Raw genomic sequence first — 24,903 nt, 5'->3', positions numbered from 1 at the left:
GAATACGCCTCTCACACATAGCAATGCAAATTGCATGACCGCTATCAGCCGTCCGTGCAAAGCGCAAGCAACACTCGCCCCAACATAACGCCAACTTATTGATTTATAACAGTTTTTATCCAGATAAACTTTGGCACAGCTACTGCAATAGCTAGGCAAAGTTAACGTGACGCGAAGGATAACGCTCATGATCAAGTCGGCTTTTCTTCTTACTACAGGCCTTACATTTGCCGCCCTGACAGCCTCGCAGCTGCCATCCACCGAACCGCAGCAACAGCGATACGAGCCCTCTTCCCAGTTCTCAATTCAGCGCACGAGTAATTCGGAACGCGCACAGATCACCACCCTCAACTCAGGCGAGGCGAGCGTGCTCACTCAACCGCAACGCTGGGTATTCTAAGGATTTAGTTGAGCGCGGATGGTTCCGCAAAAGGAGTTACTCATGTCCAGATTTGCATTGACTTGCTTGCTTCTTACCGCAGCGTGCGGCTACGGTGCCTTCCTGGCCCCCCAAAGCCTGGCGACCTTGGATACCTTGTGCAAGGCAGGACTTGGCATATTCGGAAGCTTATCCCTGATCGCACTCATGATCGGACGCAGGATCAAGTTCGATCCAGTGCTGCGCTAAGACCCCACAGTCGGACGATAATTAGACTGGTTCACAGTAAAGGCATTTTGATAGCACGAGCACTTTACTAATCAGAATATCGACGTACAATTGGCGTCATGAAGCCGTCTCCTAATTTTTAACCTGGCTGACGGAACAGCGAGTACTGGTGGTTGTCAGACCGGTGACTACCCCGGCAATACGCCAGCACGCCCACCTGACTAACCGGTTAATTATGCGCCCTATGAAACAGGCAGTTTATTCCAGCCGTACGGCTGACAAATTCGTTGTTCGGCTTCCCGACGGCATGCGTGAACGCATCGCCGAGGTAGCGCGGAATCATCACCGCAGCATGAACTCAGAAATCATCGCCAGATTGGAGCAGAGCCTGTTGCAGGAAGGCGCACTGGATGAAGATCTGAGCATGCGTCTCGACAGCCCAGAGCTGTCTCTTCACGAGCGAGAGCTTCTGCAGCGCTTTCGCCAGCTCGCTCACCGCCAGCAGAACGCGCTCATTGCATTGATCGCTCAGGACACCGAGCTCGCCAAAGAAGATTGACCTCGGACCAGCCACCAGCTGGAGACAGGTGACTGGCTCCAGCTAACGCTGTCTCTGATTACCCCCTGCTTCCGGCTGCCACTCTCAGGCGGCCAACAAGTCAGCCAGCCGCATCAGTTCACCCCTTCATCATCGTCTTAGCCAATCAAGACAGGCACGAATGCGCTTCGGACACACGGGTTGCGCCGAATCCATGGTCGACCCAAGATCCGCGCTCGATAAGAAGTTAGAACTTGGATGCAGCAAGGCGCCCCCGCTGCAGAGGCGCCTATACAACTAGCCTACAAAGTTGAGCAGCACCCCGGCCGCAACCGCAGAGCCGATGACACCTGCCACGTTGGGCCCCATGGCATGCATCAGCAGGAAGTTCTGAGGATTGGCCTCCAGCCCCACCTTGTTCGATACACGTGCAGCCATCGGCACAGCAGAGACTCCTGCGGAACCGATCAACGGATTGATCTTGTTCTCACTGAAACGGTTCATCACTTTGGCCATGAAAATACCCGCTGCGGTACCACCGCAAAAGGCAACCATACCCAGCACGAGAATCCCCAAGGTTTTCATCTGCAGGAAGGCCTCGGCCGATAGCTTCGAACCGACTGTCAGACCAAGAGCAATGGTGACGATGTTGATCAGGGCATTTCGTGAAGTATCCGCCAGGCGATCCACCACACCACATTCGCGCAGCAGATTACCGAAGGCGAACATACCCACCAGCGGTGCGGCATCCGGCAGTAGCAAGCCGACCAGCAAGCAGAGCACCAGCGGGAATACTATCTTCTCGACCTGCCCGACATGACGCAGTTGCATCATGACGATTGCACGCTCCTCTTTTGTGGTCATCGCACGCATGATCGGCGGCTGAATCAGCGGCACGAGGGCCATGTAGGAATACGCGGCAACCGCAATCGGACCGAGCAACTCTGGGGCAAGCTTGGATGTCACGAAGATCGACGTTGGACCGTCTGCCCCCCCAATGATAGCGATCGACGCTGCCTCGCGCAGCGTGAACTCCATACCAGGAATCCCGGCAGCGGTCAGAGCAAGAGCGCCTAGCAGGGTCGCAAAGATTCCGAACTGCGCCGCTGCACCAAGCAGCAGGGTCTTTGGGTTGGCAAGCATGGGGCCAAAGTCGGTCATCGCGCCAACGCCCATGAAGATCAACAGCGGAAAGACGCTGGTCGGTAACCCTACTTCATAAAACAGATGCAGAATTCCGGCACCCTCGCCCATGTTGGCAACCGGGATGTTTGCCAGGATGCCACCGAACCCTATAGGGATCAGCAACAAAGGTTCGAATCCCTTCCGAATCGCCAGATAGATCAGCCCCAGACAGACGAAGATCATCAGCGCCTGCCCTGGCTCCAGATGGTACAGGCCGGTTCCGTGCCACAGCTTGAGCAACTTTTCCATGGGACTCCCCTTAGCCGATGCTCAGCAGACTGTCACCGACCGAAACCGCGTCGCCCACCTTAACGCTGACGGAGGCGACGGTGCCGGCCTTGAACGCACGGATCTCGGTTTCCATTTTCATGGCTTCGAGAATCATCACCAGATCGCCCTCCTGGACCAACTGTCCGGGCTGCACCAGCACTTTGAATATGTTGCCCGCCAGCGGCGCCGCCTGGGTTTCACCGCTGGCAGGCACGGCGGCAGAACCAGCCACCGCGCTGGTAGCGCCGCCACCAGCGCCGAGAGGCTTGATGCCCTCGATATCGCCGCCATCGCTCACTTGTACGACGAAAGATTTGCCGTTGACTTCAACGGTGTAGACCTCCGGCTTGCCCGCCTCTCGCGGTAGTAGATCGCCTCCGGTTGGCGCCGGCTCGAACGCGGATGGGTTTCCACGGTTCTCCAAAAACTTCAATCCGATTTGGGGGAACAGTGCATAGGTCAACACATCATCGATCGAATCCGTAGCGAGCTTGATGCCTTTCTCTTTTGCGATCCCTTTCAGTTCGGCAGTAAGTCGATTCATTTCCGGCTGCAGCAGGTCTGCGGGACGACAGGTGATCACCTCGGCCCCCTCCAGCACACGAGCCTGCAGCTCGGAATTGAAAGGCGCAGGGGCCGCACCGTATTCACCTTTGAGCACGCCTGCCGTCTCTTTGGTGATCGACTTGTAGCGCTCTCCCATCAGCACATTGATCACCGCCTGGGTACCGACGATTTGCGACGTGGGCGTCACCAGCGGGATGAAGCCGAGGTCTTCACGAACGCGAGGGATTTCAGCAAGCACGTCGTCGAACTTGTCCAGAGCGCCCTGCTCCTTCAGCTGACCTTCCATATTGGTCAACATGCCGCCGGGCACCTGAGCCACGAGGATTCGCGAGTCGACACCGCGCAGGGTGCCCTCGAATTTCGCGTATTTCTTGCGAACCTCGCGGAAGTACGCCGCGATTTCCTCGAGCAGCTCCAGGTTCAGGCCGGTATCGCGCTCCGTACCCTGGAAAATAGCCACCACCGATTCCGTCGGAGAATGTCCGTAGGTCATCGATAGCGACGAAATGGCTGTATCGACATTGTCGATACCCGCTTCTACTGCCTTGAGGATGGCGGCCGTCGACAGGCCGGCTGTAGCGTGGCACTGCATATGGATCGGAATCGCAAGGCTGGACTTCAAGCGCGACACCAGCTCGAACGCCATGTACGGCGTAAGGATGCCTGCCATATCCTTGATCGCCACCGAGTCGGCGCCCATATCCTCGATCTGCTTTGCCAGATCGACCCACATCTCCAGCGTATGCACCGGACTGGTGGTATAGGAAATGGTGCCTTGTGCATGCTTGCCCTGTTGTTTGACGGCACGCAGGGCAGTTTCGAGATTGCGCGGATCGTTCATAGCGTCGAATACGCGAAAGACATCGACGCCATTTACAGCGGCGCGCTCGACGAATTTTTCCACGACATCATCGGCGTAGTGCCGATAGCCCAGCAGGTTCTGGCCTCGCAGCAGCATCTGCTGGCGCGTGTTGGGCATGGCCTTCTTGAGTTCGCGAATGCGCTCCCAAGGGTCTTCTCCCAAGTAGCGGATACAGGCATCGAAGGTCGCACCGCCCCAGCTTTCCACCGACCAGAAACCAACCTGATCGAGCTTGGCAGCGATCGGCAACATGTCTTCCAAGCGAACACGGGTGGCTAGAATGGATTGGTGCGCATCACGCAGCACCACATCGGTTATGCCGAGCGGCTGTTTAGCAATGGTCATGGAAGGAACTCCCTTTCCAGAGTCAACCGCGTCGCGCGCGGTGTTGATGAATCGCGGCCTGGATGGCTGCAAGAATATCCGCATCTGTTTCAGCGCTCGCAACCTGAGCGGCCGCTACTCGAGGCGCCGGCTCAGTGACGAAGCGGCCGGCGAGGTAGGACATCAAGCGAATGCAGAGGATCAACAGAACGAGAAAGGCGAAGACGAAACCGATGCCGAACAGCATGAGTTCGACGCCTTCGAGCAGGAGTTGGCTGGGGGTCATCGGGAGTTCCCTTGTCAGCAGCTCAAGCTGCTTGTTATTCGCTGCGTGGGTTCGGACACGTTTCGCGACACACGAAACGGCCGAACCTTAGCCCGAAACAGCGAAATAAGGCAAACCCCAATAAAGCGCGAAAAGTACCGCTACAGCAGAAAAATGGTCGCCAATCCAAGGAAAATGAAGAACCCGCCGCTGTCTGTCATGGCAGTGATCATGACGCTTGCCCCCATTGCCGGATCGCGCCCCAGGCGCGCCAGCGTCATAGGAATCAGCACGCCCATAAGCGCAGCGAGCAGCAGGTTCAGTGTCATAGCCGCCGTCATGACTACCCCCAGAGACCAGCTGCCATACAGCCACCAGGCCACCGCACCGATCACACCACCCCAGACCAGCCCGTTGACCAGGCCAACCCCGACCTCCTTGCGCAACAGTCGGGTCGTATTACCGGTACCCACCTGATCCAACGCCATTGCGCGCACGATCATGGTAATTGTCTGATTACCCGAATTTCCGCCAATGCCTGCGACAATTGGCATCAGGGCCGCGAGGGCCACCAGCTTCTCGATCGAGCCATCGAACAGGCCGATTACCCGGGAGGCGATAAATGCAGTGACCAGGTTGACCGCGAGCCAGGCCCAACGGTTACGGACGGATTTCCAAACGGAGGCGAAGATGTCTTCCTCCTCGCGCAGACCGGCCATGTTGAGAACTTCGCTTTCACTCTCCTCACGGATCAGGTCAACCATCTCATCGATGGTCAGACGCCCGATCAGCTTGCCACCCTTGTCGACGACCGGCGTCGATACCAAGTCATAACGTTCGAAGGCCTGCGCCGCGTCATAGGCGTCTTCATCCGGGTGAAAGGTGACGGGATCGCTGGCCATCACCTCCGCGACCTGCTTGTCCGGATCGTTAACCAGTAAACGCTTGATCGGGAGCACGCCCTTGAGCACACCGTCGTAGTCGACCACGAACAGCTTGTCGGTGTGGCCCGGCAACTCCTTGAGGCGGCGCAGATAACGCAACACCACTTCGAGACTGACATCCTCACGGATGGTCACCATCTCGAAGTCCATCAGTGCCCCGACCTGATCCTCTTCGTAGGACAGCGCTGATCGCACGCGCTCGCGCTGTTGCGCATCGAGGCTTTCCATCAACTCATGAACGACGTCGCGCGGCAACTCCGGCGCCAGGTCTGCCAGCTCGTCGGCGTCCATTTCCTTCGCCGCGGCAAGCAGTTCGTGATCGTCCATATCGGCGATCAGCGTTTCCCGAACTGCGTCGGACACCTCGAGCAGGATATCGCCGTCTCGCTCGGCCTTGACCAGTTGCCAGACTGTCAGTCGCTCTTCGAGCGGTAGCGCTTCGAGAATGTGAGCGACGTCAGCAGGATGCAATTCGTCGAGCTTGCGTTGCAGCTCGGCGAGAATCTGACTCTCGTCGTAGATCTCACCCTGCTCGCCGTCCTGCCGGTACTCCCCGTCCTCACCGAGGCGACGGCGCTGCAGCAGATCGACCACCTGCGCCAGGCGATCTTGCAGGGTCTCTTGGGGCTTTTTTGCTTCTACTTCTGTCATGGCGCACTCCACCCTGGCCGGGAGCACGCCAGGGAAAATCAATCAATCAGTACGTGATTGGCAAATTGGAAACGTGAACGACTACTGGGTAAGTCCATAAAGAAAGGTTGTTCCACAAACCCTGAGGGGCAGATGCGGGCATCATAACATCGCAATCAGCGGCCCGACGCGCTCAAACACGGCCATCACAAGGGCTGCGTCAAAGATGCAGAAAAGCTTGCGACGGAGAAGCCGACATTCTGTCGACGCCTTCACGCTGCGAAGAGACACGAATGTACGAGCAGCTTTTATTGAGTAGCCTGAATGGACAGTTGTTCAGTCATGGAGGACGAGAATGAGAGCACTGTCCATAGGTGTGAGCCTGCTATTGCTATCCACCCCCGCATTTTCAGCAAGCGTATTTCGCTGCGTCGACCAATCCGGGCATGTCACCTTCAGCCAGCAAGGCTGCCCGGAAAACCAAAGACAGCAACGGCAGCGCGCAACCAATCCAACACCCAGTTCAGGGAAAGCCGTGCCAATGGCGACCCTCAAGACCAGGAAAAGCCCCGCCGGCAGTGAAGGCGAAAGCCTGGCGATAGTCGCCGAACGAGATGACGGTTGCGGCAACAGAGTAACCAGCAGCGAACGGCGCAGCGCAATCATCAACAAACAGATCCGCACCGGCATGACTCGCAGTGACGTCGAAAGCGCATTCGGGCGACCGGAGAGCATCACAAGTAGCAACGGGCGGGAACGCCTGCGCTTTCGCAGCAGCAGCGGCCAGGTACGCACCGTCAGCTTCGACGAGTTCGGCTGCGTTCTTGGCAGACGCTAACGCTCGAAAACGAAAAAGGGCCTGCATCGCTGCAGGCCCTTCTCTTGGTTGGCGCACTCAGGAGGATTCGAACCTCCGACCGCTCGGTTCGTAGCCGAGTACTCTATCCAGCTGAGCTATGAGTGCGTAAGTGCTTGTTAGACCAGATCACCGCTGGTGGCTTGAGTGATCCGCATTTCTGCCGATCATTCGAAGTGTGGCGCACTCAGGAGGATTCGAACCTCCGACCGCTCGGTTCGTAGCCGAGTACTCTATCCAGCTGAGCTATGAGTGCGCTGAGCGTGCGCATTATAGGGAGTAAACATTGACGGTCAAGCACTTTGCCGTGGCGCTTTCTTATATGAAAGCAGGCTGCCGCGAGAACCCTGAACCCTAGAATGCAAAATGGCGGAGAAGGGGGGATTCGAACCCCCGACACCCTTTTGAGGTGTACTCCCTTAGCAGGGGAGCGCCTTCGGCCACTCGGCCACCTCTCCGCAACACGGGGCGCATAATACCCATCTTTGCCCCGTTTGCAAAGCCGAAAATTACAGAAAAATTAGTGGCTTGGTTCCTGATCCTTCTCTTTCTGGATCCGTTGGTAAATCTCCTCGCGATGCACCGCCACCTCCTTGGGCGCATTGACGCCGATACGTACTTGGTTTCCTTTCACACCCAACACGGTGACAGTCACATCGTCACCCACCATCAGGGTTTCTCCAACCCGGCGAGTCAGAATCAGCATTCCTTTCTCCTTAAACGGATTCAGTTCAGTAAACAGTCTGCAAAGATAAATACGGAAAATGTCCGTAAAACATGAAGCTAGAGCCTTTCAACAGGTATTGACCCGCGCGCAGGAGCCTAAAGTTCCTTTTCGCATGACCCAATACGACAGAAGGCGCGGACTAGCGCGCCTTCTGCGAATCATTCCGCAGTATTGCCGGCGGGCGCATCAAGTTCGAACGCAGTATGCAAAGCACGCACGGCAAGCTCGAGATACTTCTCCTCGATCACTACCGACACTTTGATTTCCGACGTCGAAATCATCTGAATGTTGATATTTTCCTTCGCCAGGGCCTCAAACATGCGGCTGGCTACGCCGGCATGCGAACGCATGCCTACGCCGACGATCGACACCTTGGCGATATCCGTATCGCCGATGACCTCACGAGCGCCCATTTCGGATGCAATGCCCTGCAATACCTGCAACGCATTGTTGTAGTCGTTGCGATGCACAGTGAACGTGAAGTCGGTGGTGTTATCGTGCGCGACGTTCTGCACGATCATATCCACCTCAACGTTCGCCGCGCTGACCGGCCCGAGGATCTTGAACGCCACACCGGGCGTATCCGGGACCCCACGGATGGTCAGCTTGGCCTCGTCGCGGTTGAAGGCGATGCCGGAAATGATGGGCTGTTCCATGGATTCCTCTTCATCAAGGGTAATGAGGGTACCCGGACCCTCCTGAAAACTGTGCAGTACGCGCAGCGGGACGCTGTACTTACCGGCGAACTCAACCGCCCGAATCTGTAGCACCTTGGAGCCGAGGCTGGCCATTTCCAGCATCTCCTCGAAGGTGATCTTGTCCAGTCGCTGAGCCTTGGCCACGACCCGAGGATCGGTGGTATAGACGCCATCCACATCGGTATAGATCTGACATTCGTCGGCCTTCAGCGCAGCGGCCAGCGCCACGCCTGTGGTATCCGAGCCGCCACGACCCAAGGTAGTGATATTGCCCTTCTCGTCCACACCCTGGAAGCCAGCCACCACAACAACCCGCCCAGCCTTGATGTCGCGCTGGATCCGCTGGCCATCGATCTGCAGGATGCGTGCCTTGGTATGGGCGCTGTCGGTGAGGATACGAACCTGATTGCCAGTGTAGGACACCGCCGGTACGCCGCGCTTGATAAGCGCCATCGCCAACAGGGCAATGGTCACCTGCTCACCGGTGGAAACCATCACATCCAATTCTCGGGCGACCGGCTGATCACTGATCTGCTTGGCGAGATCGATCAGGCGGTTGGTTTCGCCACTCATTGCCGAGACGACCACGACGATATCGTCTCCACCGTCGCGGAACTTCTTGACCTTCTCGGCCACCTGCTCGATCCGCTCGACAGTGCCGACCGAGGTGCCTCCAAACTTCTGTACGATCAAAGCCATTGTTAGCCGCCTAGAGCCCCTGAAGGGCGATCATTAATCAAACAACCCCGAAACCTGCCAAGCACCGGCTCAACCAGACCCGCTCGACGGCGCCGGCGGGACGCAGCACGGTAACTGAATCAAAGCCCCTGCTCGGTAAATGGCACCGCCAGTGCCAGCGCATCATCCAGCTTGGCCGGCTCGCTGCCGCCGCCTTGCGCCATATCCGGACGACCGCCCCCCTTGCCGCCAACCGCTGCCGCGGCCTGCTTCATCAGGTCGCCGGCCTTCAAACGACCAGTCAGGTCCTGGGTTACGCCCGCGACCAGCACCACTTTATCGTCCTGAACACCACCCAGGAGGATGACGGCGCTGCCCAGCTTGTTCTTCAGCTGGTCGACCAGCGCCAGCAACGCCTTGCCGTCCAGCCCGTCCTGGCGCGCAGCAAGCACGCGCACGCCCTTCACGTCCAAGGCGGAGGTCGCCAGGTCGTTGCCTGCTGCGCTGGCCGCCTTCGCCTTGAGCTGCTCGAGTTCCTTCTCCAGCTGACGGTTGCGCTCAAGAATCCCACCGAGCTTGTCGAGCAGATTGTCACGGCTGCCCTTGACCAGGTTCGCCGCCTCTTTCAGCTGTTCCTCGGCTGCATTGAGGTAGGCCAATGCAGGTGCGCCAGTGACCGCCTCGATCCGCCGAACACCAGCCGCCACGCCGCCTTCGCTGGTGATCTTGAACAGCCCGATATCGCCAGTGCGGTTTACGTGAGTACCGCCGCACAACTCGACCGAGAAGCCACCGCCCATGGTCAGCACCCGCACGGAGTCACCGTACTTTTCACCGAACAACGCCATCGCTCCCTTGGCCTTGGCGGTATCGATATCGGTTTCCTCGATCTCCACCGCGGAGTTGCGGCGAATCTCGGCGTTGACCCGATCCTCCAGCGCGCGCAGCTGCTCTGGCTTGATCGCCTCGAAGTGGCTGAAGTCGAAGCGCAGGCGCTGGCTGTCCACCAGCGAGCCCTTCTGGCTGACGTGCTCGCCAAGAATCTCGCGCAGCGCGGCATGCAGCAGGTGGGTTGCCGAATGGTTGAGCGCAGTGGCCTGGCGCACGGACGCATCGACAGTCGCCTCGACATCCGCACCGACGTGCAGCGTGCCGCTGTCGACGATGCCGTGATGCAGGAATGCGCTGCCGGCCTTGCTGGTATCGCGGACATCGAAACGCAAGCCCTTTGCCGCCAGATAACCACAGTCCCCAATCTGGCCGCCGGACTCTGCATAGAACGGCGTCTGATCGAGCACCACGACGCCTTCCTCGCCAGCGCTCAGGCTGTCGACCACCATGCCTTCCTTGAACAGCGCAAGCACCTTACCGGCACCGGATGTGCCCTGGTAACCGAGGAAGCGCGTTTCGCCTTCCACTTTTACCAAGCTGTTGTAGTCCATGCCGAAGGCACTGGCCGAACGCGCACGCTCACGCTGCGCCTGCATTTCACGTTCGAAACCGTCTTCGTCGAGGGTCAGATTGCGCTCGCGGGCGATGTCGCCGGTCAGGTCGACCGGGAAGCCGTAGGTGTCGTACAGCTTGAACACCACATCGCCGGGTATGACGCTGCCGGTCAGGCCAGCCAGATCCTGCTCGAGGATTTTCAGGCCCTGCTCCAGGGTTTTGGCGAACTGTTCTTCCTCGTTCTTCAGCACACGCTCGATATGCGCCTGCTGCTGCTTGAGCTCAGGGAACGCATCGCCCATTTCCGCAACGAGTGCGGCGACGATACGGTGGAAGAAGCTGCCTTTGGCGCCCAGCTTGTTGCCGTGACGGCAGGCACGGCGAACGATGCGGCGCAGGACGTAACCGCGGCCTTCGTTGGACGGGGTCACGCCGTCGGCGATGAGGAAGCCGCAGGAGCGGATATGGTCGGCGACGACCTTCAGTGAAGCCTGACCTTCGTTGGCGCAGCCGATGGCATCCGCTGCTGCGTTGAGCAGGCTCTGGAACAGGTCGATTTCATAGTTCGAGTTGACGTGCTGCAGGACCGCACTGATGCGCTCGAGGCCCATCCCGGTGTCGACACTCGGCGCCGGCAGCGGATGCATGACGCCATCGGCCGTGCGGTTGAACTGCATGAAGACGTTGTTCCATATCTCGATGTAGCGATCGCCATCTTCCTCCGGCGAGCCGGGCGGGCCGCCCCAGATGTGCTCGCCGTGGTCGAAGAAAATCTCGGTGCAGGGACCGCATGGGCCGGTGTCGCCCATCGCCCAGAAGTTGTCCGACGCGTAAGGGGCGCCCTTGTTGTCACCGATTCGCACCATGCGCTCGGCCGGCACGCCGACTTCCTTGGTCCAGATGTCGTAGGCCTCATCGTCGCTGGCATAGACGGTGACCCAGAGCTTCTCCTTGGGCAGGTTCAGCCACTTCTCGGACGTGAGGAACTCCCAGGCGTAAATGATGGCGTCGCGCTTGAAATAGTCGCCGAAGCTGAAGTTGCCGAGCATCTCGAAGAAGGTGTGGTGACGCGCGGTGTAGCCGACGTTCTCAAGGTCATTGTGCTTGCCGCCCGCCCGCACGCACTTCTGGCTGGTGGTGGCGCGGGTGTAGGCGCGCTTTTCCAGGCCGAGGAAGCAGTCCTTGAACTGGTTCATGCCGGCGTTGGTGAACAACAGGGTTGGGTCGTTCGCCGGAATCAGCGAACTTGAGGCCACGCGTGTGTGGCCCTTCTCTTCGAAGAAGCGGAGGAAGGCTTCACGGATTTCTGCGCTTTTCATAGATTTCTTCCAGAGGACTGCGGCCGAACGGCTGCAAAACGACACGGCGAGGCGAGACTACCAAAACCGGTTCGCAACTACCCAACGGATAGCCGGCAAAGGGCCGCATTATATCGGGCCTGCGCGCCGGGTATAGGGGATAAAGGCGATTGAATCAAGCAATTCGACGTCAGCAACGGCCCATGTTTTCGGCAAATTCGGCGAATGCATTCACCACTACCGGAAGATGCTCGTCATGCAGGTCCATATGGGTAACCAGCCGCAGCCGAGTCGCAGGCGTCAGGCGAATGCCACGCTGCGCGCAGAAGGCCGTCAGCGCCGCTGCCTTTCCCCCCATCTCGACATAGACCATGTTGGTCTGCACCGGCTCCACAGCGAAGCCGAGGGCTGCCAACTGATCGCCGAGCTGTAGTGCACGACGATGGTCATCGGCCAATCGCCCGATGTTGTGCTCCAGCGCGTACAAGCCAGCGGCGGCGAGAATGCCGGCCTGGCGCATGCCGCCGCCGACCATCTTGCGCAGACGCCGGGCCTTGGCGATGAACGCCTCGCTGCCGCACAGCACCGAGCCGACTGGCGCGCCGAGGCCCTTGGACAGGCAGACCGACACCGTATCGAAATGCCGGGTGATCTCGCACGCATCGCAGCCGAGCTTCACCGCAGCGTTGTACAGCCGCGCGCCATCGAGGTGCAGCGCCAGCCCGTGACGATGGCTGAAGTCGCGAGCCGCGGCCAAGTAGTCCAGCGGCAGAACCTTGCCATGCATGGTGTTTTCCAGCGCGAGCAGGCGACTGCGGGCGAAGTGAAAATTGTCTGGTTTGATCGCAGCCTCGACACGCGCCAGATCCAGCGTTCCGTCGGCTTCCATTTCGATCGGCTGGGGCTGGATCGAGCCGAGCACGGCCGCTCCGCCGCCCTCGTATTTGTAGGTATGGGCCTGCTGCCCGACAATGTATTCATCGCCACGCTCGCAGTGCGCCATCAGCGCCAGCAGATTGCTCATGGTGCCGGACGGCACGAACATCCCCGCAGAGAAGCCTAGGTCGGCTGCGAGGCGCCGTTCGAGCAGAATGACCGTTGGATCTTCGCCATAGACATCGTCACCGGTTTCGGCGGCAAGCATCGCTTCGCGCATTGCTGCGGTGGGCTGGGTAACGGTGTCGCTTCGTAGATCAATCACGGACATGAGATCTCCTCGGGCTCAGGACAAGGCCAACGACGCTCCGCGGCCGCCATCAGCGCAGCAGGCGAGTATCGAGCACCTTCGAGCCACCACCCAGCAGCGTCTCGGTCATTTCGATGAAGGCGTCGGTGCTGACCGTATCCATGCGCATCAAGCCACGACTGACGTCGTCGAGCGAATGGCGGCCCTTGCTGCGCTGACGGATCTCCTTGTCCAGCTCCTGCAACAGCAGCACGGCACGGGCGGTGATCGGCCCTGTCGAGCGCTCGGTGCGCAAGCTGTCGACCTTGCGACTCCACTTGGTCAGATGCTCACGTACCGCCTGGTAGCGGTCTTCGCTCATGCCACCGGCGCGACGCACCAGCTCAATGGCGTAGTACTCGGCCAGCCCCTCAGTGATCCAGTCACTGCGGTCGCTGTCCTTGATGCGGCTAAAGACGTGAACAAGCTCATGCACCAGCGAGCTTGTACCGTTCTCGCTGACAATCGGCCGGTCGGCGTGCATGTACAGGGAGTTCGGACCGGACAACCCGCCACGCCACATGGGGTCGCCGGCACCGACGATGAGCAGCTTCGCCGGGTCGCGGGGAAAGACATTCTGTACCTGCGGCCAAACGAAGGTCAGCATCGTCAGAATATCCATCCGCCGGACGCCCTCGCCAACCGGCGCCGCGATGGTGACGTCCGTTTCGCCGAGCTTGGCGCGACGGGTACCGAGCTTGCCGGCGAGCATCCAGCCGGTCGGCCGGTCGAACAGCCGCTCACGGTTATCCACGCGGAAGCGATTCTTGCCGACACGCGGCCAGCCGGTTTCGATGCTCTTCCAACCCTCGGGCAGCTCGAAGGTGATGCGCGAAACCAGTTTCACGCCGTCGACCTGATCGAGCCGGGCCGGCGGCACCAGATCATCGCCACGGAACAGCGCCCAATCACTGGTCATCCGTGCGTCGTAGCGTCCGTTGTCGCGCGGATGGCTGATACGCACGCGGTAGCTGAGACGCGCCTTGCCTTCGGCGGGTCGCCAGGCACCACGCTCCGGCGACGCCTGCAACCACTCGCCATCCGCTACGAAATCGCTGTAGTAGCCGTCATCGCCCAGATTGAACTCCAGGCTACGAACCGCTTCGCCTTTCTCCAGGATCAGTTGCACCTCGGCCTGATCCTCGTCGGGCAGAAAACGCACGAGATAGTCCAGGTCGACCCGCTTGGCCGCGTGGGCCTCGGTGCTGACGAAAAGAACAAGAGCGAACAGCGACAGCAGTCGAACAAGCATCAAGGAGAACTCCATCGGAAACGCGCGGGGTGTGCTGATCTTGAGACGATGCAAACGAGGCTTAGATTCAACCGGCACGGAAAATCAGGTGGTCTTCCCAGTGCTCCTCGGCAACGCTGCCTTCGGCGAGCATCCGGCCCGACTGGGAAATCCGCTCGACGTGCACCGCTTCAGGGTCGCCACAGACCAGGTGATGCCAGAGCGGCAGGTCCTTGCGCTCGGCCACCAGGCGGTAGGCGCAGGTGGGCGGTAGCCATTTGAACTGAGCAGCATCGGAAGCGTTCAGCTGTATGCAGTCCGGCACACTGGCGCGCCGGTTGGGATAATCGCTGCAGCGACAGGTCTTCAGGTCGAGCAGCTTGCAGGCGATACGTGTGTAGTAAACGGCGCCGTCTTCCTCGTCCTCAAGCTTCTGCAGGCAGCAGAGGCCGCATCCGTCGCACAGCGACTCCCATTCCGCCGCATCGAGTTCGGCAAGGGTTTTGCGCATCCAGAAGGGTTCGACCTTGGCCGCCATGACTGTCACTACCGGTAAAAACCGGCAAGTCTAGCCACTGTCGGATATCCGGCCAAGAGCCGCCAGGCGGATGCCGCCGGTAGGAGCCGGCGGCTACATCGAGCGCTACTGCTTGTCGAGCATCTGCCGGTGACTACGCATCTGCTCGAGCATCTGCTCCATGTGCTGGATACGCATGTCGAGCATCTCCTTCGACGGCGCGCCCATCATGCCGCCACCCATGGCGCCCTGCATCGGCTTGCCACCCTGCTTGCCCATTCCGCCGCCGGGCCCGCCCATCGGGCACCCGGCCATGCCACCCATACCGGACTGCATGCTCTGCCAATGCTCTTCGCGAAGTTTCTGTCGCTCCTGCGGGGTCTTCGCAGACTGCCAGGCCTGCCGGTACTCCTGCATCTTCTGCCAATGCTGCTGCCAGGCTTCGTTATCGCTGGAGGGCGTCTGCGCGCCGGCCGACATCGCCAGAGCCGCCATTACCGAACCGATCACCAAAGAACGCGTTTTCATCGTCGTCTCCTTATGCATGTACGGTCAGAAGAGCGTAGTTCCGATCCGGCCGACGCATCTTGTCCAGCGTCAGGATCGAGCAGGTGTTTACATCGGATCATTCATGCGCAGCAGCTCTTCGGGAAGATGCTCGATGTAATCGTCCTCGGCGGGCGGCATCTGCAGGTGATAACCCTGTGCCTGGAGATTGGCGAGCACCTTGGTGATGTCTTCGCGTGCCAGTTGGCGCTCGGGCGTCAGCACCATTTCGAAGGCCAGCTGCGGCGGCCCGAACGCCGCGATCAGACCTTCGGGGACACGCTTGAGCGCATCGCGCTTTTCGACGTAAAGGTACATTCCGTCCTTGCGTGGGCTTTTGTAGATGGAACAGATGACTTTCATGGTCGTTTTTCCAGAGCATCGAGCAGGGCTTGCCCCATCCGCTCACGGCGCCAGCCGCGCAGCGATTCGGGCAGTTCATAGGGTCCATCGGGGTAGCCGCTCTTGAGCAGCGCCTCGAGCGTTTTCTTGCGCAACATCAGCTCCGGTGCGATATCCAGCGCCTGCGCTTCGCGCTGGCCGACCGCACGCAGCTTTTTCAGTACGGACGACACCTCCAGCGGCAATGGCTCCGGTAGCGGTGCCGGCCAATCCTGTTCGGGCGTCGCCGCGGCCTCACGGATCATCTCCAGCAGCAATTCACCATCCTGGCGCACGGTACGCGGATGCATGTCCTCGATCCGGGCCAGCGTCACCAGATCGCGCGGCTGGGTGCGCGCCAGCGGCCAGAGACTGGCTTCACGCAGCACGCGATTGCGCGGTTGGTTGCGCGCACGGGCCTGACGCTCGCGCCAGGCCGTCAGCACTTTGAGCACGGCGAGCTGCTGCGGCTTGAGCCGCCAGGCCTGCTTCACATCACGGTAGGCTTCATCGGGATCGGATTCGCGCTGCAGGTTGGCCACCAGCTCGGCACCATCCTCCAGTACCCAGGCACGCTTGTCCTCGGACAGCTTCGGCAGCAGTGCTTCGTACAATTCGGCCAGATGCTGGGCATCCTCGGCGGCATATTGCACCTGCATGTGGCTCAGAGGCCGCTGCAACCAGTCCGAGCGCGTTTCGCCCTTGGGCAACTCGATGCCGAGTACCGCCTGGACCAGCCGCGAGTAGCCCATGGAGAAACCGATATTCAGGTAACCGGCCGCCAGCTGGGTGTCGAACAGCGGCTGCGGCAGGCTACCGGTCAGACGCAGCAGTACTTCGAGGTCTTCGCTGCAGGCGTGCAGCACTTTCACCACCGCCGGGTCTTGCAGCAACACGGCAAACGCGGACCAGTCACGTACGCTCAGCGGGTCGATCAGATAGGCACGCCGCCCGTCACCGACCTGTATCAGCCCGGCGATGGGGTAGAAGGTATCGACCCTCATGAATTCGGTATCCACTGCCACATAGGGCAGCTGGCGCCATTCGGCGCACAGGCGGGTCAGATGTTCATCATCCAGAACCCATTGAGTTTCGATGGCCACACGGCCCTCCTTTTCGGCTGACGACCGGCGCACGGCCGAACGAGGCGCGCAGTATATATCGAGCATCCGAGCGGCCGGGGCATTCATGACCGCCACGCGCGCTGGTAGTGTTGACCGATCAATCCGCCTGGAGCCGCACCGATGCCACTGGCCCAACTCATTACCGCCGCTGAGCTTGCCCAGCACCTGCACACCCCCGACCTGCTGATTCTGGATTGCCGGTTCGCCCTGGAAGATCCGGCCTATGGCGAGAGTAGTTACAGGAAGGCGCATATTCCCGGCGCGCAGTTCGCCGATCTGGAAAAAGACCTGTCCGGCCCGGTGATCCCCGGCACCACCGGACGCCACCCACTGCCGGATCCTGAGCAGTTGCTGACTCGCCTGCGCCAATGGGGCCTCGATGGCGACAGCGAAGTGGTGCTCTATGACGACGGCCCCGGCGCGTTTGCCGCTCGGGCGTGGTGGCTGTTGCTGTGGCTGGGCAAGCGTGAGGGCGTCTACCTGCTGGACGGGGGCGTAAACGCTTGGCGAGAAGCGGGGTTGCCCATGGAAAGCACCACGCCCGCGATGCAGGCGGGCCATTTCGACGGCAACGCAGACGACAGCATGGTCGTCGATGCAGCGCGACTGCAAGAACGCCTGCATAGCCCCGAGCTGGCACTGCTCGACGCACGCGCCCTGCCGCGTTTCCTCGGCGAGGTCGAGCCCATAGACCCGATCGGCGGGCATATTCCCGGTGCCGTTTGCGCGCCCTTCAGCGAGAACCTGGGCAGTGATGGTCGCTTTCTCGATGCCGAGCAGCTACGCGGCCGATTCGATCAGCTGCTGGACGGCAAGTCACCGCAAGTTGCAGTGGCCTATTGCGGCTCCGGTGTCACCGCCTGTCACAACCTGTTCGCGCTCTGTCTGGCAGGCTACCCGTTGGCGACGCTGTACCCAGGTTCATGGAGCGAATGGATCACCGACCCAAGCCGGCCACGCGCCTGATACCGACGAGACCCGCTGCGCCCAACGCGCAGCGTGGCTCGCCAGTCAGAATACGTCCACGGGGTTTTCACCGAAGTTACATTTGTTTTCACGACCGTTAGTCGTCATCTTTACGAAAAATTGCAATTCATTGTCTTGCTACCTGTCGGAGAAAGTTGCTAGGTTCCGACCCGCTTTCATCCCGGAGTAGTAGAACAATGAAAACAACATGGTTGAAGACCGCGCTCGCGGTAGCCGTAGGCGCCTTGTCCACCCAGGCCATGGCCGCCGGTTTTGCCCTCAACGAACAAAGCATCAGCGGCATGGGCACCTCGTTTGCAGGTCGCTCCTCTTCCGCCGACGACGCCACCACCCTGTTCGGCAACCCTGCCGGCATGTCCCGCCTGAAGCGTGAGGAAGTCAGCTTCGGCATGGCGGCGATTCATGCGAAGACGGATATCAAGAATAATTAGGGATCGTTCTCCGGCCCTGCCTTGGGCGGCGCCAATCTGCCCTACGACGGTAGCAACGACGGCGACATGGTCCCGTTCACGGCCGTCCCGATGGGCTATTACGTCAAGCCGATCGACGATAAGTGGGCTGTTGGTGTGGGCGTGTATGTCCCGTTCGGCCTGGTCTCCGATTATGAAAGCGGCTACCAGGGACGCTATTTCGGCGACTACAGCGAAGTCAGCGTGATCACTGTGCAACCAACCATCAGCTACCGTTTCAACGACAAGCTGTCGGTAGGTTTCGGGCCGACTATCAACCGTATCGAAGGTGAACTGCAAAGCACTTCGCCAAACCCTGCCGGCCCGCTGGGCTCCAACGACGGGCGTGTGAAAGTTACCGGTAACGACACGGCGCTGGGCTTCAACGCCGGTGTCCTTTACGAGTTCACCCCGCAAACCCGTGCTGGTGTCACCTACCATTCCAAGGTCGCCTACAAGCTGGAGGGTGACACAAAGCTCTCCGGCGGCAGCTTCGATCTGACCGGAGCGGCCGGCAAATACGAAGCATCCCTTGATCTGGACACACCAGAATCGGTAGATATCTCGCTGACCCACGAGCTCAACGATCAGTGGACCCTGTACGGTGGTGCGATGTGGACCCGCTGGAGCCGCTTCGAAGCGATCATCATCGAGAACGATGGAATTCCAGGCCCGCTGCAAGGCAACCTCGCGCCCATCGTCGAAGAGCAGGACTGGCATGACACCTGGTCCTATGCCATCGGCGCAGCCTACAAGCTGAACCGTGAGTGGACCCTGCGTACTGGCCTGGCTTTCGACCAGAGCCCGACCAACAACGTACATCGCTCTCCGCGCATCCCGACCGGCGACCGCACGGCTATCAGCTTCGGCCTGGCCTGGAATCCGACTGACGACGTCACCGTCGACCTCGCTTATTCCTATCTGCGAGAGGAAGAAGTGGACATCAATCGCAGCCGCACCTACCAGGGCGGTGCGCTCGAGGCCAACTATGACGCGACGTTCAAGAACCGCGCCCACGGCTTTGGCGCTGCTCTGAGCTACCGCTTCTGATGTAGCGAAAGAACGAAAAAGCCCCGGTCCGCCGGGGCTTTTTTGTTTCTACCTTTCCAACGCCTTCTCCACCGCTGCGATCAGACGCGGGTCATCCGGCGCGACCTTGCTGGAAAAATGCGCGACGACGCGCCCTTCCCGGTCGACCACGTACTTGTAAAAGTTCCAGCGCGGCGCTGCTCCGGCCTGCTCGGCCAGCTGGCGAAACAACGGCGTCGCATCGCGCCCCCGCACCGGCTGCGTCTGAGTCATGGTGAAGGTCACACCGTAATTCACGTAGCAGACCTCGGCCGTCTCGGCCTCGTCATCGGCCTCCTGGAAGAAGTCATCCGAGGGCACGCCGATCACCTCCAGGCCGTCGTCCTTGTAACGCTGATAGAGTGCTTCGAGCCCCTTGAACTGCCCGGTGAAGCCGCAATGGCTGGCGGTGTTGACCACCACCAGAGCCTTGCCCTGGAACTGGCTGCACAGATCGACGGTTTCCTTGGAGCGCAACTTGGGCAACTCATGCTGCAGCAGTGCCGGGCATTCGGCGGCAATCACCGAGGCGCTGGCGAAAACCAGCGTCAGTGCCGCCAGGGGACGAGTGATATTCATGGCCAGTTCTCCGGTCGCGGGATCACAACGCTACTCCGCCGCCGTGCCCGCGACAATGCCCGCGCAGGCCGAAGCGCGTCCGGTCAATCACAGCTCGCCCAAACTGCAATATGATGCGCCCCAGCCGCTCTGCACCGAACGAGGCCGCATGCATCCATCTCGAGCACTCCGCTACGCACTGACTCTCCTCCTGCTGCCGTTCGGCAATGCCCTCGCGGCACAGGTGCAGGTGGCGGTCGCTTCCAACTTCACGGCACCGATGCGGGAAATCGCCGGCCGCTTCGAGCACGACACCGGCCATCAGGCCAGACTCTCCTTCGGCGCTACCGGCAAGTTCTATGCGCAGATTCGCAATGGCGCACCGTTCGAGGTCCTGCTGTCAGCGGATGACACCACGCCAGGGCGGCTCGAGCAGGAAGGCGCGGCCATACCCGGTAGCCGCTTCACCTATGCCGTTGGCCGCCTGGTGTTGTGGTCGCCGACTGCGGGCTTGGTGCAGGACGGCCCTGACCTGCTGCGCAAGGGCGATTTCCGCCACCTCGCCATGGCCAACCCGAAAACTGCGCCCTATGGCGCTGCCGCCCTGGCCACACTGGAACATCTCGGGCTCGACGACACCCTGCGCGGCCGCCTGGTGCAGGGCGAAAATATCGCGCAGACCCACCAGTTCGTCGCCAGCGGCAATGCGCAGCTGGGCTTCATCGCGCTGTCCCAAGTGGCGAAGGATGGCCGGATCGCTACCGGCTCGGGCTGGGTTGTGCCCACCGACATCCACCCGGCCATCCGCCAGGAAGCCGTGCTGCTGACCAAAGGGCAAGACAACCCTGCAGCCAAAGCGCTGCTGGATTACCTGGCGCAGCCGCAGATCCGCGCGCTGATCCAGTCCTATGGCTACGGGCTGGAGTAGCAGCATGCCGCTGGACAGCGTGGCCCTGGCAGCAATCTGGCTGACCGTCAAACTGGCCAGCGTGACCACGCTGGTCCTGCTGCTGATCGGCACACCCATCGCCTGGTGGCTGGCGCGCACCACCTCGCGCATGAAGGGCCCGATCGGGGCCGTGGTCGCGTTGCCGCTGGTACTGCCGCCGACTGTGCTCGGCTTCTACCTGCTGGTGGCCATGGGCCCCAACGGTTTCATCGGCCAGTTCACCCAGAGTCTTGGGCTCGGCACCCTGCCGTTCACCTTTGCCGGATTGGTGGTCGGCTCGGTGTTCTACTCGCTGCCGTTCGTGGTGCAACCCTTGCAGAACGCCTTCGAAGCCATTGGCGAGCGCCCGCTGGAAGCCGCCGCCACACTACGCGCCGGCCCCTGGGACACCTTCTTCAGTGTGGTTCTGCCGCTCGCCCGTCCCGGCTTCATTACCGCAAGCATCCTCGGTTTCGCCCACACCGTCGGCGAGTTCGGCGTGGTGTTGATGATCGGCGGCAACATTCCGGGGCAGACACGCGTGGTGTCGGTGCAGATCTACGATCATGTCGAAGCCATGGAGTACGCCCAGGCGCACTGGCTGGCTGGCGGCATGCTGCTGTTCTCATTTCTGGTGCTGCTGGTGCTTTATGGCAGCCGGTTAAAGCAAGGGTGGCGCGGATGAGCGACGCTGCAACCCACAGCGGAATCCAGGCACGTTTTCGCCTCGACTACGCCGACTTCAGCCTGGATGTCGATCTGCAATTGCCCGGCCGTGGAGTGACCGCGCTGTTCGGCCATTCCGGCTCGGGCAAGACCACCCTGTTGCGCTGCGTGGCGGGCCTGGAGCGCTCAGGTCAGGGCCAGCTGACCGTCAATGGCGAACACTGGCAGAACAGCGCGCAGAACCTGTTCGTACCACCGCATCGCCGCTCAATCGGTTATGTGTTTCAGGAGGCCAACCTGTTCGCCCACCTGTCGGTGCGGCGCAATCTGGAGTTCGGCATGCGTCGCGTGGCGGCGGCGGAGCGCCGTGTGGCGCTGGATCAGGCGGTAGCGCTGCTGGGTATCGACCATCTGCTCGAGCGCATGCCCGACCGGCTGTCCGGCGGCGAGCGCCAGCGCGTCGGCATCGCCCGCGCACTGCTGACCAGCCCGCGCCTGCTGCTGATGGACGAACCGCTGGCCGCGCTCGACCTCAAGCGCAAGAGTGAGATCCTGCCTTATCTGGAACGCCTGCATGACGAGCTGGATATCCCCGTGCTCTACGTCAGCCACTCGCCGGACGAAGTGGCGCGGCTGGCCGATCACGTCGTGCTGCTGGAGCAGGGACGGGCCATCGCCCAAGGCGAGCTGCGTGAGACGCTGGCCCGACTGGACCTGCCGACGGCCTTCAGCGATGACGCCGGCGTCGTGGTAGAGGGTGAGATCGCTGGGCACGACGCCCACTACCACCTCACCCGGCTGACCTTTCCCGGCGGCGAAGTGCTGGTATCGCAGCGCCCTGAAGCCCTGGGCCAACGCCTGCGCTTTCGTGTGCACGCCCGCGACGTGAGCCTGGCGCTGCAGCGCGCCGAAGGCAGCAGCATCACCAACCTGCTCCCCGCTCGGGTCGAGGCGATGGTCGCGGCCGATACGCCGGCCCACGTACTGATCCGCCTCGATGCCGGCGGCACGCCACTGCTGGCACGCATCACCCGGCGCTCGGCCGATCAGCTGGCCATTACGCCCGGTCAGGCGCTTTGGGCGCAGATCAAGACGGTGGCGCTGCTGGGCTGAGCGGGCTCAAGCCGCAGCCGGTTCCGGCAGCTTGGCGATCACCTTGATCTCGAACTGGAAGCCGTACAGCCAGGTAACCCCAACGGCCGTCAGCGTCGGATGCGGCGCTGCGCCCCAGTATTCGGGCACGACGCTCCAGACCCGCTCGAAGATCGCCTGCGGATCGACCATGAACACGGTGACGTCAATGACATCGTCGAAGGTGCAGCCAGCCGCCTGCAGGATTGCGTTCAGGTTATCGAACGCACGCCGGGCCTGCGCCTCCAGCTCCGGTTCGGGTGAGCCGTCCTCGCGGCTGCCGACCTGTCCGGAGACGAACAGCAAGCCATTGGCGCGGATGGCCGGGGAATAGCGATTGCGCTCGTAGAGCGCCTGGCGGCCAGGCGGAAAAACAACATCACGCGGTGTCATGTGCAACCTCCAATAAGGGTCGGAGCGACCCGTTGAATGAAGGCCTCACTGTAGAAGTCGCAAAGCACTGGATAAACGCGCCAGGTCGCTCAACACTATTTGCGTAATCCAAACAATCCGCGGGAGTTCAGATGGACCGTTTCGATGCGATGCAGGCCTTCGTTCGCGTGGTGGAAACCGGCAGCTTCACCAAGGCCGCCGAGACCCTGCGCATCAGCAAGACCAGCGTCACCCAGCAGGTCCAGCAACTCGAGGCGCGGCTTCGCGTCAGGCTACTCAACCGCACCACGCGCAAGGTCAACGTCACCGCCGACGGTGCGGCCTATTACGAGCGCGCCCTGCGCCTGCTGGCCGATCTGGACGACGCCGAAACCAGCCTGTCCGCCGCAGCAGCAGTGCCGCGAGGACGCTTGCGCGTGGACGTCCCCAGCCCACTGGCGCGGATGATCCTGATTCCGGCATTGCCGGCCTTCTATGCGAAGTATCCGGACATCCAGCTGGACATGGGCGTCAGCGACCGGCGGGTGGACCTGATCGGGGAGAACGTGGACTGCGTCGTGCGCGGTGGGGAAATCACCGACCAGTCACTGATCGCCCGCCACGTCGGCGACCTGCGCCTTGGCGTCTACGCGGCCCCTGGTTACCTCGAACGCGCCGGCGTGCCGACACATCCGAGCGAGCTGGAAAACAGCCACCACCGTGTCGTCGGCTTTCTCTGGGCGCGCACCGGCAAACCGACGGCGTACATCATGCAGCGGCAGAACGAGCAGGTTCAGGTGCACGGCCGCTATGCACTTGCCGTGGACGATGGCAACGCCTGCCTGGCCGCGGGCCTGGCCGGGCTGGGCATCATCTGGCTACCGGAGTACATGGTCAGAACGCACCTGGCCAACGGCGAGCTGTTGCCACTGCTGGAAGACTGGCGGCTCGATGAAATGCCGCTGTACCTGGCATTCCCACCGAATCGGCATGTCAGCGCCAAGCTGCGCGTGTTCATCGATTGGGTCATCGAACTTATGGCGCAGCATGCGCCCGTGCTCGACCGCCGACCGGTGGCCGACCGCTAGAGCTGCAGCGCCAGCCCTATCAATACCGTGCACTCCACCAGTTCCAGCAGCGCGCCGGCGGTATCGCCGGTGGTGCCGCCGAGCCGGCGCAGCATGGCGCGACGCGCCAGCAGGAATGTCACGGCAGCCAATGACAGGGCGATCAGCCCGCTGCTGCCGAACAGCAAACAACCCACCGCGACCAGTGCCAGTACGCCGCGCGCCCCGCCATGTGGAAGATTCGCCGCCAGCGCATGACCAAGGCCGCCGGGCCGCACGTATGGCGTGCAGAGAAACAGCGCTGGCAGCGCGGCCCGCCCTAGCACCGGCGCCAGCAACAGTGCGGAGTACTGTTGCGCCTGGAGCAACGCCAACAGCGCGGTGAATTTAAGCAACAGCAAAAGCACCAGAACCACCACGGCGACCGGGCCGCTGCGCGGGTCCTTCATGATCTGCAGCGTGCGGTCGCGGTCGCCGAAGCCACCCAGCCAGGCGTCGGCGCTGTCGGCCAGACCATCGAGGTGCAAGGCGCCGGTCAGCGCGACCCAGAGGGTGAGCAGCAAGACCGCCTGTAACAGCGGTGCAGCCCCATCCAGCACAAACGCGGCCAAACCGAGCAACGCGCCGAGCAACAGACCGACCACGGGGTAATACAGCAATGAGCGCCCCTGCTGCTCTGGCTCCGGCATTGCCGGCAAGCGGATCGGCAGGCTGGTGAGAAATTGCAGGGCGATCAATAGTGGCAGCATCGGCAGGTC

The 24,903-nt window shown here is 61.2% G+C and carries 25 protein-coding genes, 3 tRNA genes and 1 pseudogene; 10 read left to right on the top strand and 19 right to left on the bottom strand.

Annotation, left to right across the window (positions count from 1 at the left end; translation table 11 throughout):
• The first annotated feature begins 187 nt into the window (after nucleotides 1-187).
• From CW305_RS18755 to CW305_RS18745, 3 genes are all read left to right on the top strand, one after another.
• Entirely contained in the window at nucleotides 188-400 is a 213-nt protein-coding gene (locus tag CW305_RS18755) for a hypothetical protein (protein ID WP_023445479.1), read from the top strand.
• Nucleotides 401-442: 42 nt separating this feature from the next.
• A complete protein-coding gene (locus CW305_RS18750) occupies nucleotides 443-628 on the top strand; it encodes a PA3371 family protein (RefSeq protein WP_014819749.1) in 186 nt (61 codons plus the stop codon).
• 214 nt (nucleotides 629-842) lie between these two features.
• Nucleotides 843-1,166, top strand: coding sequence for an Arc family DNA-binding protein (locus CW305_RS18745; RefSeq protein ID WP_003301308.1), 324 nt, complete (start codon nucleotides 843-845; stop codon nucleotides 1,164-1,166).
• A gap of 276 nt (nucleotides 1,167-1,442) precedes the next feature.
• Here CW305_RS18745 and CW305_RS18740 read toward each other — a convergent pair whose 3' ends face one another.
• From CW305_RS18740 to mgtE, 4 genes are all read right to left on the bottom strand, one after another.
• Nucleotides 1,443-2,579 (bottom strand): sodium ion-translocating decarboxylase subunit beta, encoded by a 1,137-nt coding sequence (locus CW305_RS18740; RefSeq protein ID WP_023445481.1) that lies wholly within the window; start codon nucleotides 2,577-2,579, stop codon nucleotides 1,443-1,445.
• Between the two features lie 10 nt (nucleotides 2,580-2,589).
• Nucleotides 2,590-4,374, bottom strand: a complete 1,785-nt coding sequence (oadA, locus tag CW305_RS18735) for a sodium-extruding oxaloacetate decarboxylase subunit alpha (protein WP_104098593.1) — start codon at nucleotides 4,372-4,374, stop codon at nucleotides 2,590-2,592.
• Nucleotides 4,375-4,396: 22 nt separating this feature from the next.
• Entirely contained in the window at nucleotides 4,397-4,639 is a 243-nt protein-coding gene (locus CW305_RS18730) for an OadG family protein (protein WP_041013465.1), read from the bottom strand.
• A 140-nt stretch (nucleotides 4,640-4,779) separates the two neighbouring features.
• The gene (gene mgtE / locus CW305_RS18725; protein ID WP_014819745.1) at nucleotides 4,780-6,213 is read right to left on the bottom strand and encodes a magnesium transporter; all 1,434 of its coding nucleotides are present in this window, start codon (nucleotides 6,211-6,213) and stop codon (nucleotides 4,780-4,782) included.
• Nucleotides 6,214-6,547: 334 nt separating this feature from the next.
• Between mgtE and CW305_RS18720 the strand changes: the two genes are divergently transcribed.
• Nucleotides 6,548-7,030 carry a DUF4124 domain-containing protein gene (locus CW305_RS18720; protein ID WP_031297717.1) on the top strand — a complete coding sequence of 161 codons (483 nt, stop codon included), beginning with the start codon at nucleotides 6,548-6,550 and terminating at the stop codon, nucleotides 7,028-7,030.
• Nucleotides 7,031-7,079: 49 nt separating this feature from the next.
• Here CW305_RS18720 and CW305_RS18715 read toward each other — a convergent pair.
• The 12 genes from CW305_RS18715 to rnd form a co-directional block, all read right to left on the bottom strand.
• Nucleotides 7,080-7,156 (bottom strand) — tRNA-Arg (locus tag CW305_RS18715).
• A 71-nt stretch (nucleotides 7,157-7,227) separates the two neighbouring features.
• Nucleotides 7,228-7,304, bottom strand: a tRNA-Arg gene (locus CW305_RS18710).
• A 111-nt stretch (nucleotides 7,305-7,415) separates the two neighbouring features.
• Nucleotides 7,416-7,506: transfer RNA gene (locus tag CW305_RS18705), tRNA-Ser, on the bottom strand.
• Nucleotides 7,507-7,568: 62 nt separating this feature from the next.
• Nucleotides 7,569-7,754, bottom strand: coding sequence for a carbon storage regulator CsrA (gene csrA, locus CW305_RS18700; RefSeq protein WP_003283978.1), 186 nt, complete (start codon nucleotides 7,752-7,754; stop codon nucleotides 7,569-7,571).
• Nucleotides 7,755-7,933: 179 nt separating this feature from the next.
• Nucleotides 7,934-9,172 carry an aspartate kinase gene (locus CW305_RS18695; RefSeq protein ID WP_014819743.1) on the bottom strand — a complete coding sequence of 413 codons (1,239 nt, stop codon included), beginning with the start codon at nucleotides 9,170-9,172 and terminating at the stop codon, nucleotides 7,934-7,936.
• 119 nt (nucleotides 9,173-9,291) lie between these two features.
• The gene (gene alaS, locus CW305_RS18690; protein WP_104098592.1) at nucleotides 9,292-11,916 is read right to left on the bottom strand and encodes an alanine--tRNA ligase; all 2,625 of its coding nucleotides are present in this window, start codon (nucleotides 11,914-11,916) and stop codon (nucleotides 9,292-9,294) included.
• 169 nt (nucleotides 11,917-12,085) lie between these two features.
• A complete protein-coding gene (gene ltaE, locus CW305_RS18685) occupies nucleotides 12,086-13,102 on the bottom strand; it encodes a low-specificity L-threonine aldolase (protein ID WP_104098591.1) in 1,017 nt (338 codons plus the stop codon).
• Nucleotides 13,103-13,151: 49 nt separating this feature from the next.
• Complete coding sequence (locus CW305_RS18680; RefSeq protein WP_104098590.1) at nucleotides 13,152-14,372, bottom strand: M61 metallopeptidase family protein; 1,221 nt, start codon at nucleotides 14,370-14,372, stop codon at nucleotides 13,152-13,154.
• A gap of 67 nt (nucleotides 14,373-14,439) precedes the next feature.
• The gene (locus tag CW305_RS18675) at nucleotides 14,440-14,889 is read right to left on the bottom strand and encodes a YcgN family cysteine cluster protein (RefSeq protein ID WP_023444358.1); all 450 of its coding nucleotides are present in this window, start codon (nucleotides 14,887-14,889) and stop codon (nucleotides 14,440-14,442) included.
• Between the two features lie 105 nt (nucleotides 14,890-14,994).
• Nucleotides 14,995-15,396, bottom strand: coding sequence for a hypothetical protein (locus tag CW305_RS18670; RefSeq protein WP_014819738.1), 402 nt, complete (start codon nucleotides 15,394-15,396; stop codon nucleotides 14,995-14,997).
• 87 nt (nucleotides 15,397-15,483) lie between these two features.
• Nucleotides 15,484-15,777 (bottom strand): YcgL domain-containing protein, encoded by a 294-nt coding sequence (locus tag CW305_RS18665; RefSeq protein WP_014819737.1) that lies wholly within the window; start codon nucleotides 15,775-15,777, stop codon nucleotides 15,484-15,486.
• Nucleotides 15,774-16,898, bottom strand: coding sequence for a ribonuclease D (rnd, locus tag CW305_RS18660; protein WP_045665866.1), 1,125 nt, complete (start codon nucleotides 16,896-16,898; stop codon nucleotides 15,774-15,776). Before rnd ends, CW305_RS18665 begins: the two co-directional genes overlap by 4 nt.
• Nucleotides 16,899-17,039: 141 nt before the next feature.
• Here rnd and CW305_RS18655 point away from each other — a divergent pair, with 141 nt between their 5' ends.
• Together CW305_RS18655 and CW305_RS18650 are read left to right on the top strand one after the other, a co-directional pair.
• Entirely contained in the window at nucleotides 17,040-17,885 is an 846-nt protein-coding gene (locus CW305_RS18655) for a sulfurtransferase (protein WP_104098589.1), read from the top strand.
• 197 nt (nucleotides 17,886-18,082) lie between these two features.
• A pseudogene (locus tag CW305_RS18650) lies at nucleotides 18,083-19,405 on the top strand (OmpP1/FadL family transporter).
• A 48-nt stretch (nucleotides 19,406-19,453) separates the two neighbouring features.
• Here the strand turns inward: CW305_RS18650 and CW305_RS18645 are convergent.
• Nucleotides 19,454-20,002, bottom strand: a complete 549-nt coding sequence (locus CW305_RS18645; protein WP_104098588.1) for a glutathione peroxidase — start codon at nucleotides 20,000-20,002, stop codon at nucleotides 19,454-19,456.
• A 148-nt stretch (nucleotides 20,003-20,150) separates the two neighbouring features.
• Here CW305_RS18645 and modA point away from each other — a divergent pair, with 148 nt between their 5' ends.
• Genes modA through modC form a run of 3 tightly spaced genes read left to right on the top strand, consistent with a single transcriptional unit; the run spans nucleotide 20,151 to nucleotide 22,688 of the window.
• Nucleotides 20,151-20,909 (top strand): molybdate ABC transporter substrate-binding protein, encoded by a 759-nt coding sequence (gene modA, locus CW305_RS18640; RefSeq protein WP_104098664.1) that lies wholly within the window; start codon nucleotides 20,151-20,153, stop codon nucleotides 20,907-20,909.
• On the top strand, nucleotides 20,890-21,594 hold the full coding sequence (modB, locus tag CW305_RS18635; RefSeq protein WP_181063910.1) for a molybdate ABC transporter permease subunit: 705 nt from the start codon (nucleotides 20,890-20,892) through the stop codon (nucleotides 21,592-21,594). Before modA ends, modB begins: the two co-directional genes overlap by 20 nt.
• On the top strand, nucleotides 21,591-22,688 hold the full coding sequence (gene modC, locus CW305_RS18630; RefSeq protein WP_104098586.1) for a molybdenum ABC transporter ATP-binding protein: 1,098 nt from the start codon (nucleotides 21,591-21,593) through the stop codon (nucleotides 22,686-22,688). Before modB ends, modC begins: the two co-directional genes overlap by 4 nt.
• A gap of 6 nt (nucleotides 22,689-22,694) precedes the next feature.
• On the opposite strand, the gene CW305_RS18625 is transcribed toward modC, so the two are convergent.
• Nucleotides 22,695-23,099 (bottom strand): RidA family protein, encoded by a 405-nt coding sequence (locus CW305_RS18625; protein ID WP_104098585.1) that lies wholly within the window; start codon nucleotides 23,097-23,099, stop codon nucleotides 22,695-22,697.
• 131 nt (nucleotides 23,100-23,230) lie between these two features.
• Here CW305_RS18625 and CW305_RS18620 point away from each other — a divergent pair, with 131 nt between their 5' ends.
• The gene (locus CW305_RS18620; protein WP_104098584.1) at nucleotides 23,231-24,166 is read left to right on the top strand and encodes a LysR family transcriptional regulator; all 936 of its coding nucleotides are present in this window, start codon (nucleotides 23,231-23,233) and stop codon (nucleotides 24,164-24,166) included.
• On the opposite strand, the gene CW305_RS18615 is transcribed toward CW305_RS18620, so the two are convergent.
• On the bottom strand, nucleotides 24,163-24,894 hold the full coding sequence (locus tag CW305_RS18615; RefSeq protein WP_104098583.1) for an adenosylcobinamide-GDP ribazoletransferase: 732 nt from the start codon (nucleotides 24,892-24,894) through the stop codon (nucleotides 24,163-24,165). The genes CW305_RS18620 and CW305_RS18615 overlap by 4 nt on opposite strands.
• Nucleotides 24,895-24,903 lie beyond the last annotated feature (9 nt).

Origin of the sequence: Stutzerimonas kunmingensis, assembly GCF_002929225.1 — a bacterium.
Taxonomy (GTDB): Bacteria; Pseudomonadota; Gammaproteobacteria; order Pseudomonadales; family Pseudomonadaceae; genus Stutzerimonas.
Note: the sequence above shows the minus strand (reverse complement) of the source record. Positions and strands in the feature narration are given on the sequence as shown.

What these genes read in the sequence shown, in the direction of transcription:
- CW305_RS18745 (WP_003301308.1), top strand. Translation starts at nt 843, where the DNA reads ATGCGCCCTATGAAACAGGCAGTTTATTCCAGCCGTACGGCTGACAAA.
- modC (WP_104098586.1), top strand. Translation starts at nt 21,591, where the DNA reads ATGAGCGACGCTGCAACCCACAGCGGAATCCAGGCACGTTTTCGCCTC.
- CW305_RS18740 (WP_023445481.1), bottom strand. Translation starts at nt 2,579, where the DNA reads ATGGAAAAGTTGCTCAAGCTGTGGCACGGAACCGGCCTGTACCATCTG.
- CW305_RS18755 (WP_023445479.1), top strand. Translation starts at nt 188, where the DNA reads ATGATCAAGTCGGCTTTTCTTCTTACTACAGGCCTTACATTTGCCGCC.
- CW305_RS18655 (WP_104098589.1), top strand. Translation starts at nt 17,040, where the DNA reads ATGCCACTGGCCCAACTCATTACCGCCGCTGAGCTTGCCCAGCACCTG.
- CW305_RS18665 (WP_014819737.1), bottom strand. Translation starts at nt 15,777, where the DNA reads ATGAAAGTCATCTGTTCCATCTACAAAAGCCCACGCAAGGACGGAATG.
- CW305_RS18645 (WP_104098588.1), bottom strand. Translation starts at nt 20,002, where the DNA reads ATGAATATCACTCGTCCCCTGGCGGCACTGACGCTGGTTTTCGCCAGC.
- CW305_RS18680 (WP_104098590.1), bottom strand. Translation starts at nt 14,372, where the DNA reads ATGCTTGTTCGACTGCTGTCGCTGTTCGCTCTTGTTCTTTTCGTCAGC.
- CW305_RS18675 (WP_023444358.1), bottom strand. Translation starts at nt 14,889, where the DNA reads ATGGCGGCCAAGGTCGAACCCTTCTGGATGCGCAAAACCCTTGCCGAA.
- CW305_RS18695 (WP_014819743.1), bottom strand. Translation starts at nt 9,172, where the DNA reads ATGGCTTTGATCGTACAGAAGTTTGGAGGCACCTCGGTCGGCACTGTC.
- mgtE (WP_014819745.1), bottom strand. Translation starts at nt 6,213, where the DNA reads ATGACAGAAGTAGAAGCAAAAAAGCCCCAAGAGACCCTGCAAGATCGC.
- alaS (WP_104098592.1), bottom strand. Translation starts at nt 11,916, where the DNA reads ATGAAAAGCGCAGAAATCCGTGAAGCCTTCCTCCGCTTCTTCGAAGAG.
- CW305_RS18750 (WP_014819749.1), top strand. Translation starts at nt 443, where the DNA reads ATGTCCAGATTTGCATTGACTTGCTTGCTTCTTACCGCAGCGTGCGGC.
- modB (WP_181063910.1), top strand. Translation starts at nt 20,890, where the DNA reads ATGGCTACGGGCTGGAGTAGCAGCATGCCGCTGGACAGCGTGGCCCTG.
- oadA (WP_104098593.1), bottom strand. Translation starts at nt 4,374, where the DNA reads ATGACCATTGCTAAACAGCCGCTCGGCATAACCGATGTGGTGCTGCGT.
- modA (WP_104098664.1), top strand. Translation starts at nt 20,151, where the DNA reads ATGCATCCATCTCGAGCACTCCGCTACGCACTGACTCTCCTCCTGCTG.
- CW305_RS18620 (WP_104098584.1), top strand. Translation starts at nt 23,231, where the DNA reads ATGGACCGTTTCGATGCGATGCAGGCCTTCGTTCGCGTGGTGGAAACC.
- CW305_RS18670 (WP_014819738.1), bottom strand. Translation starts at nt 15,396, where the DNA reads ATGAAAACGCGTTCTTTGGTGATCGGTTCGGTAATGGCGGCTCTGGCG.
- csrA (WP_003283978.1), bottom strand. Translation starts at nt 7,754, where the DNA reads ATGCTGATTCTGACTCGCCGGGTTGGAGAAACCCTGATGGTGGGTGAC.
- CW305_RS18615 (WP_104098583.1), bottom strand. Translation starts at nt 24,894, where the DNA reads ATGCTGCCACTATTGATCGCCCTGCAATTTCTCACCAGCCTGCCGATC.
- CW305_RS18720 (WP_031297717.1), top strand. Translation starts at nt 6,548, where the DNA reads ATGAGAGCACTGTCCATAGGTGTGAGCCTGCTATTGCTATCCACCCCC.
- CW305_RS18730 (WP_041013465.1), bottom strand. Translation starts at nt 4,639, where the DNA reads ATGACCCCCAGCCAACTCCTGCTCGAAGGCGTCGAACTCATGCTGTTC.
- CW305_RS18625 (WP_104098585.1), bottom strand. Translation starts at nt 23,099, where the DNA reads ATGACACCGCGTGATGTTGTTTTTCCGCCTGGCCGCCAGGCGCTCTAC.
- ltaE (WP_104098591.1), bottom strand. Translation starts at nt 13,102, where the DNA reads ATGTCCGTGATTGATCTACGAAGCGACACCGTTACCCAGCCCACCGCA.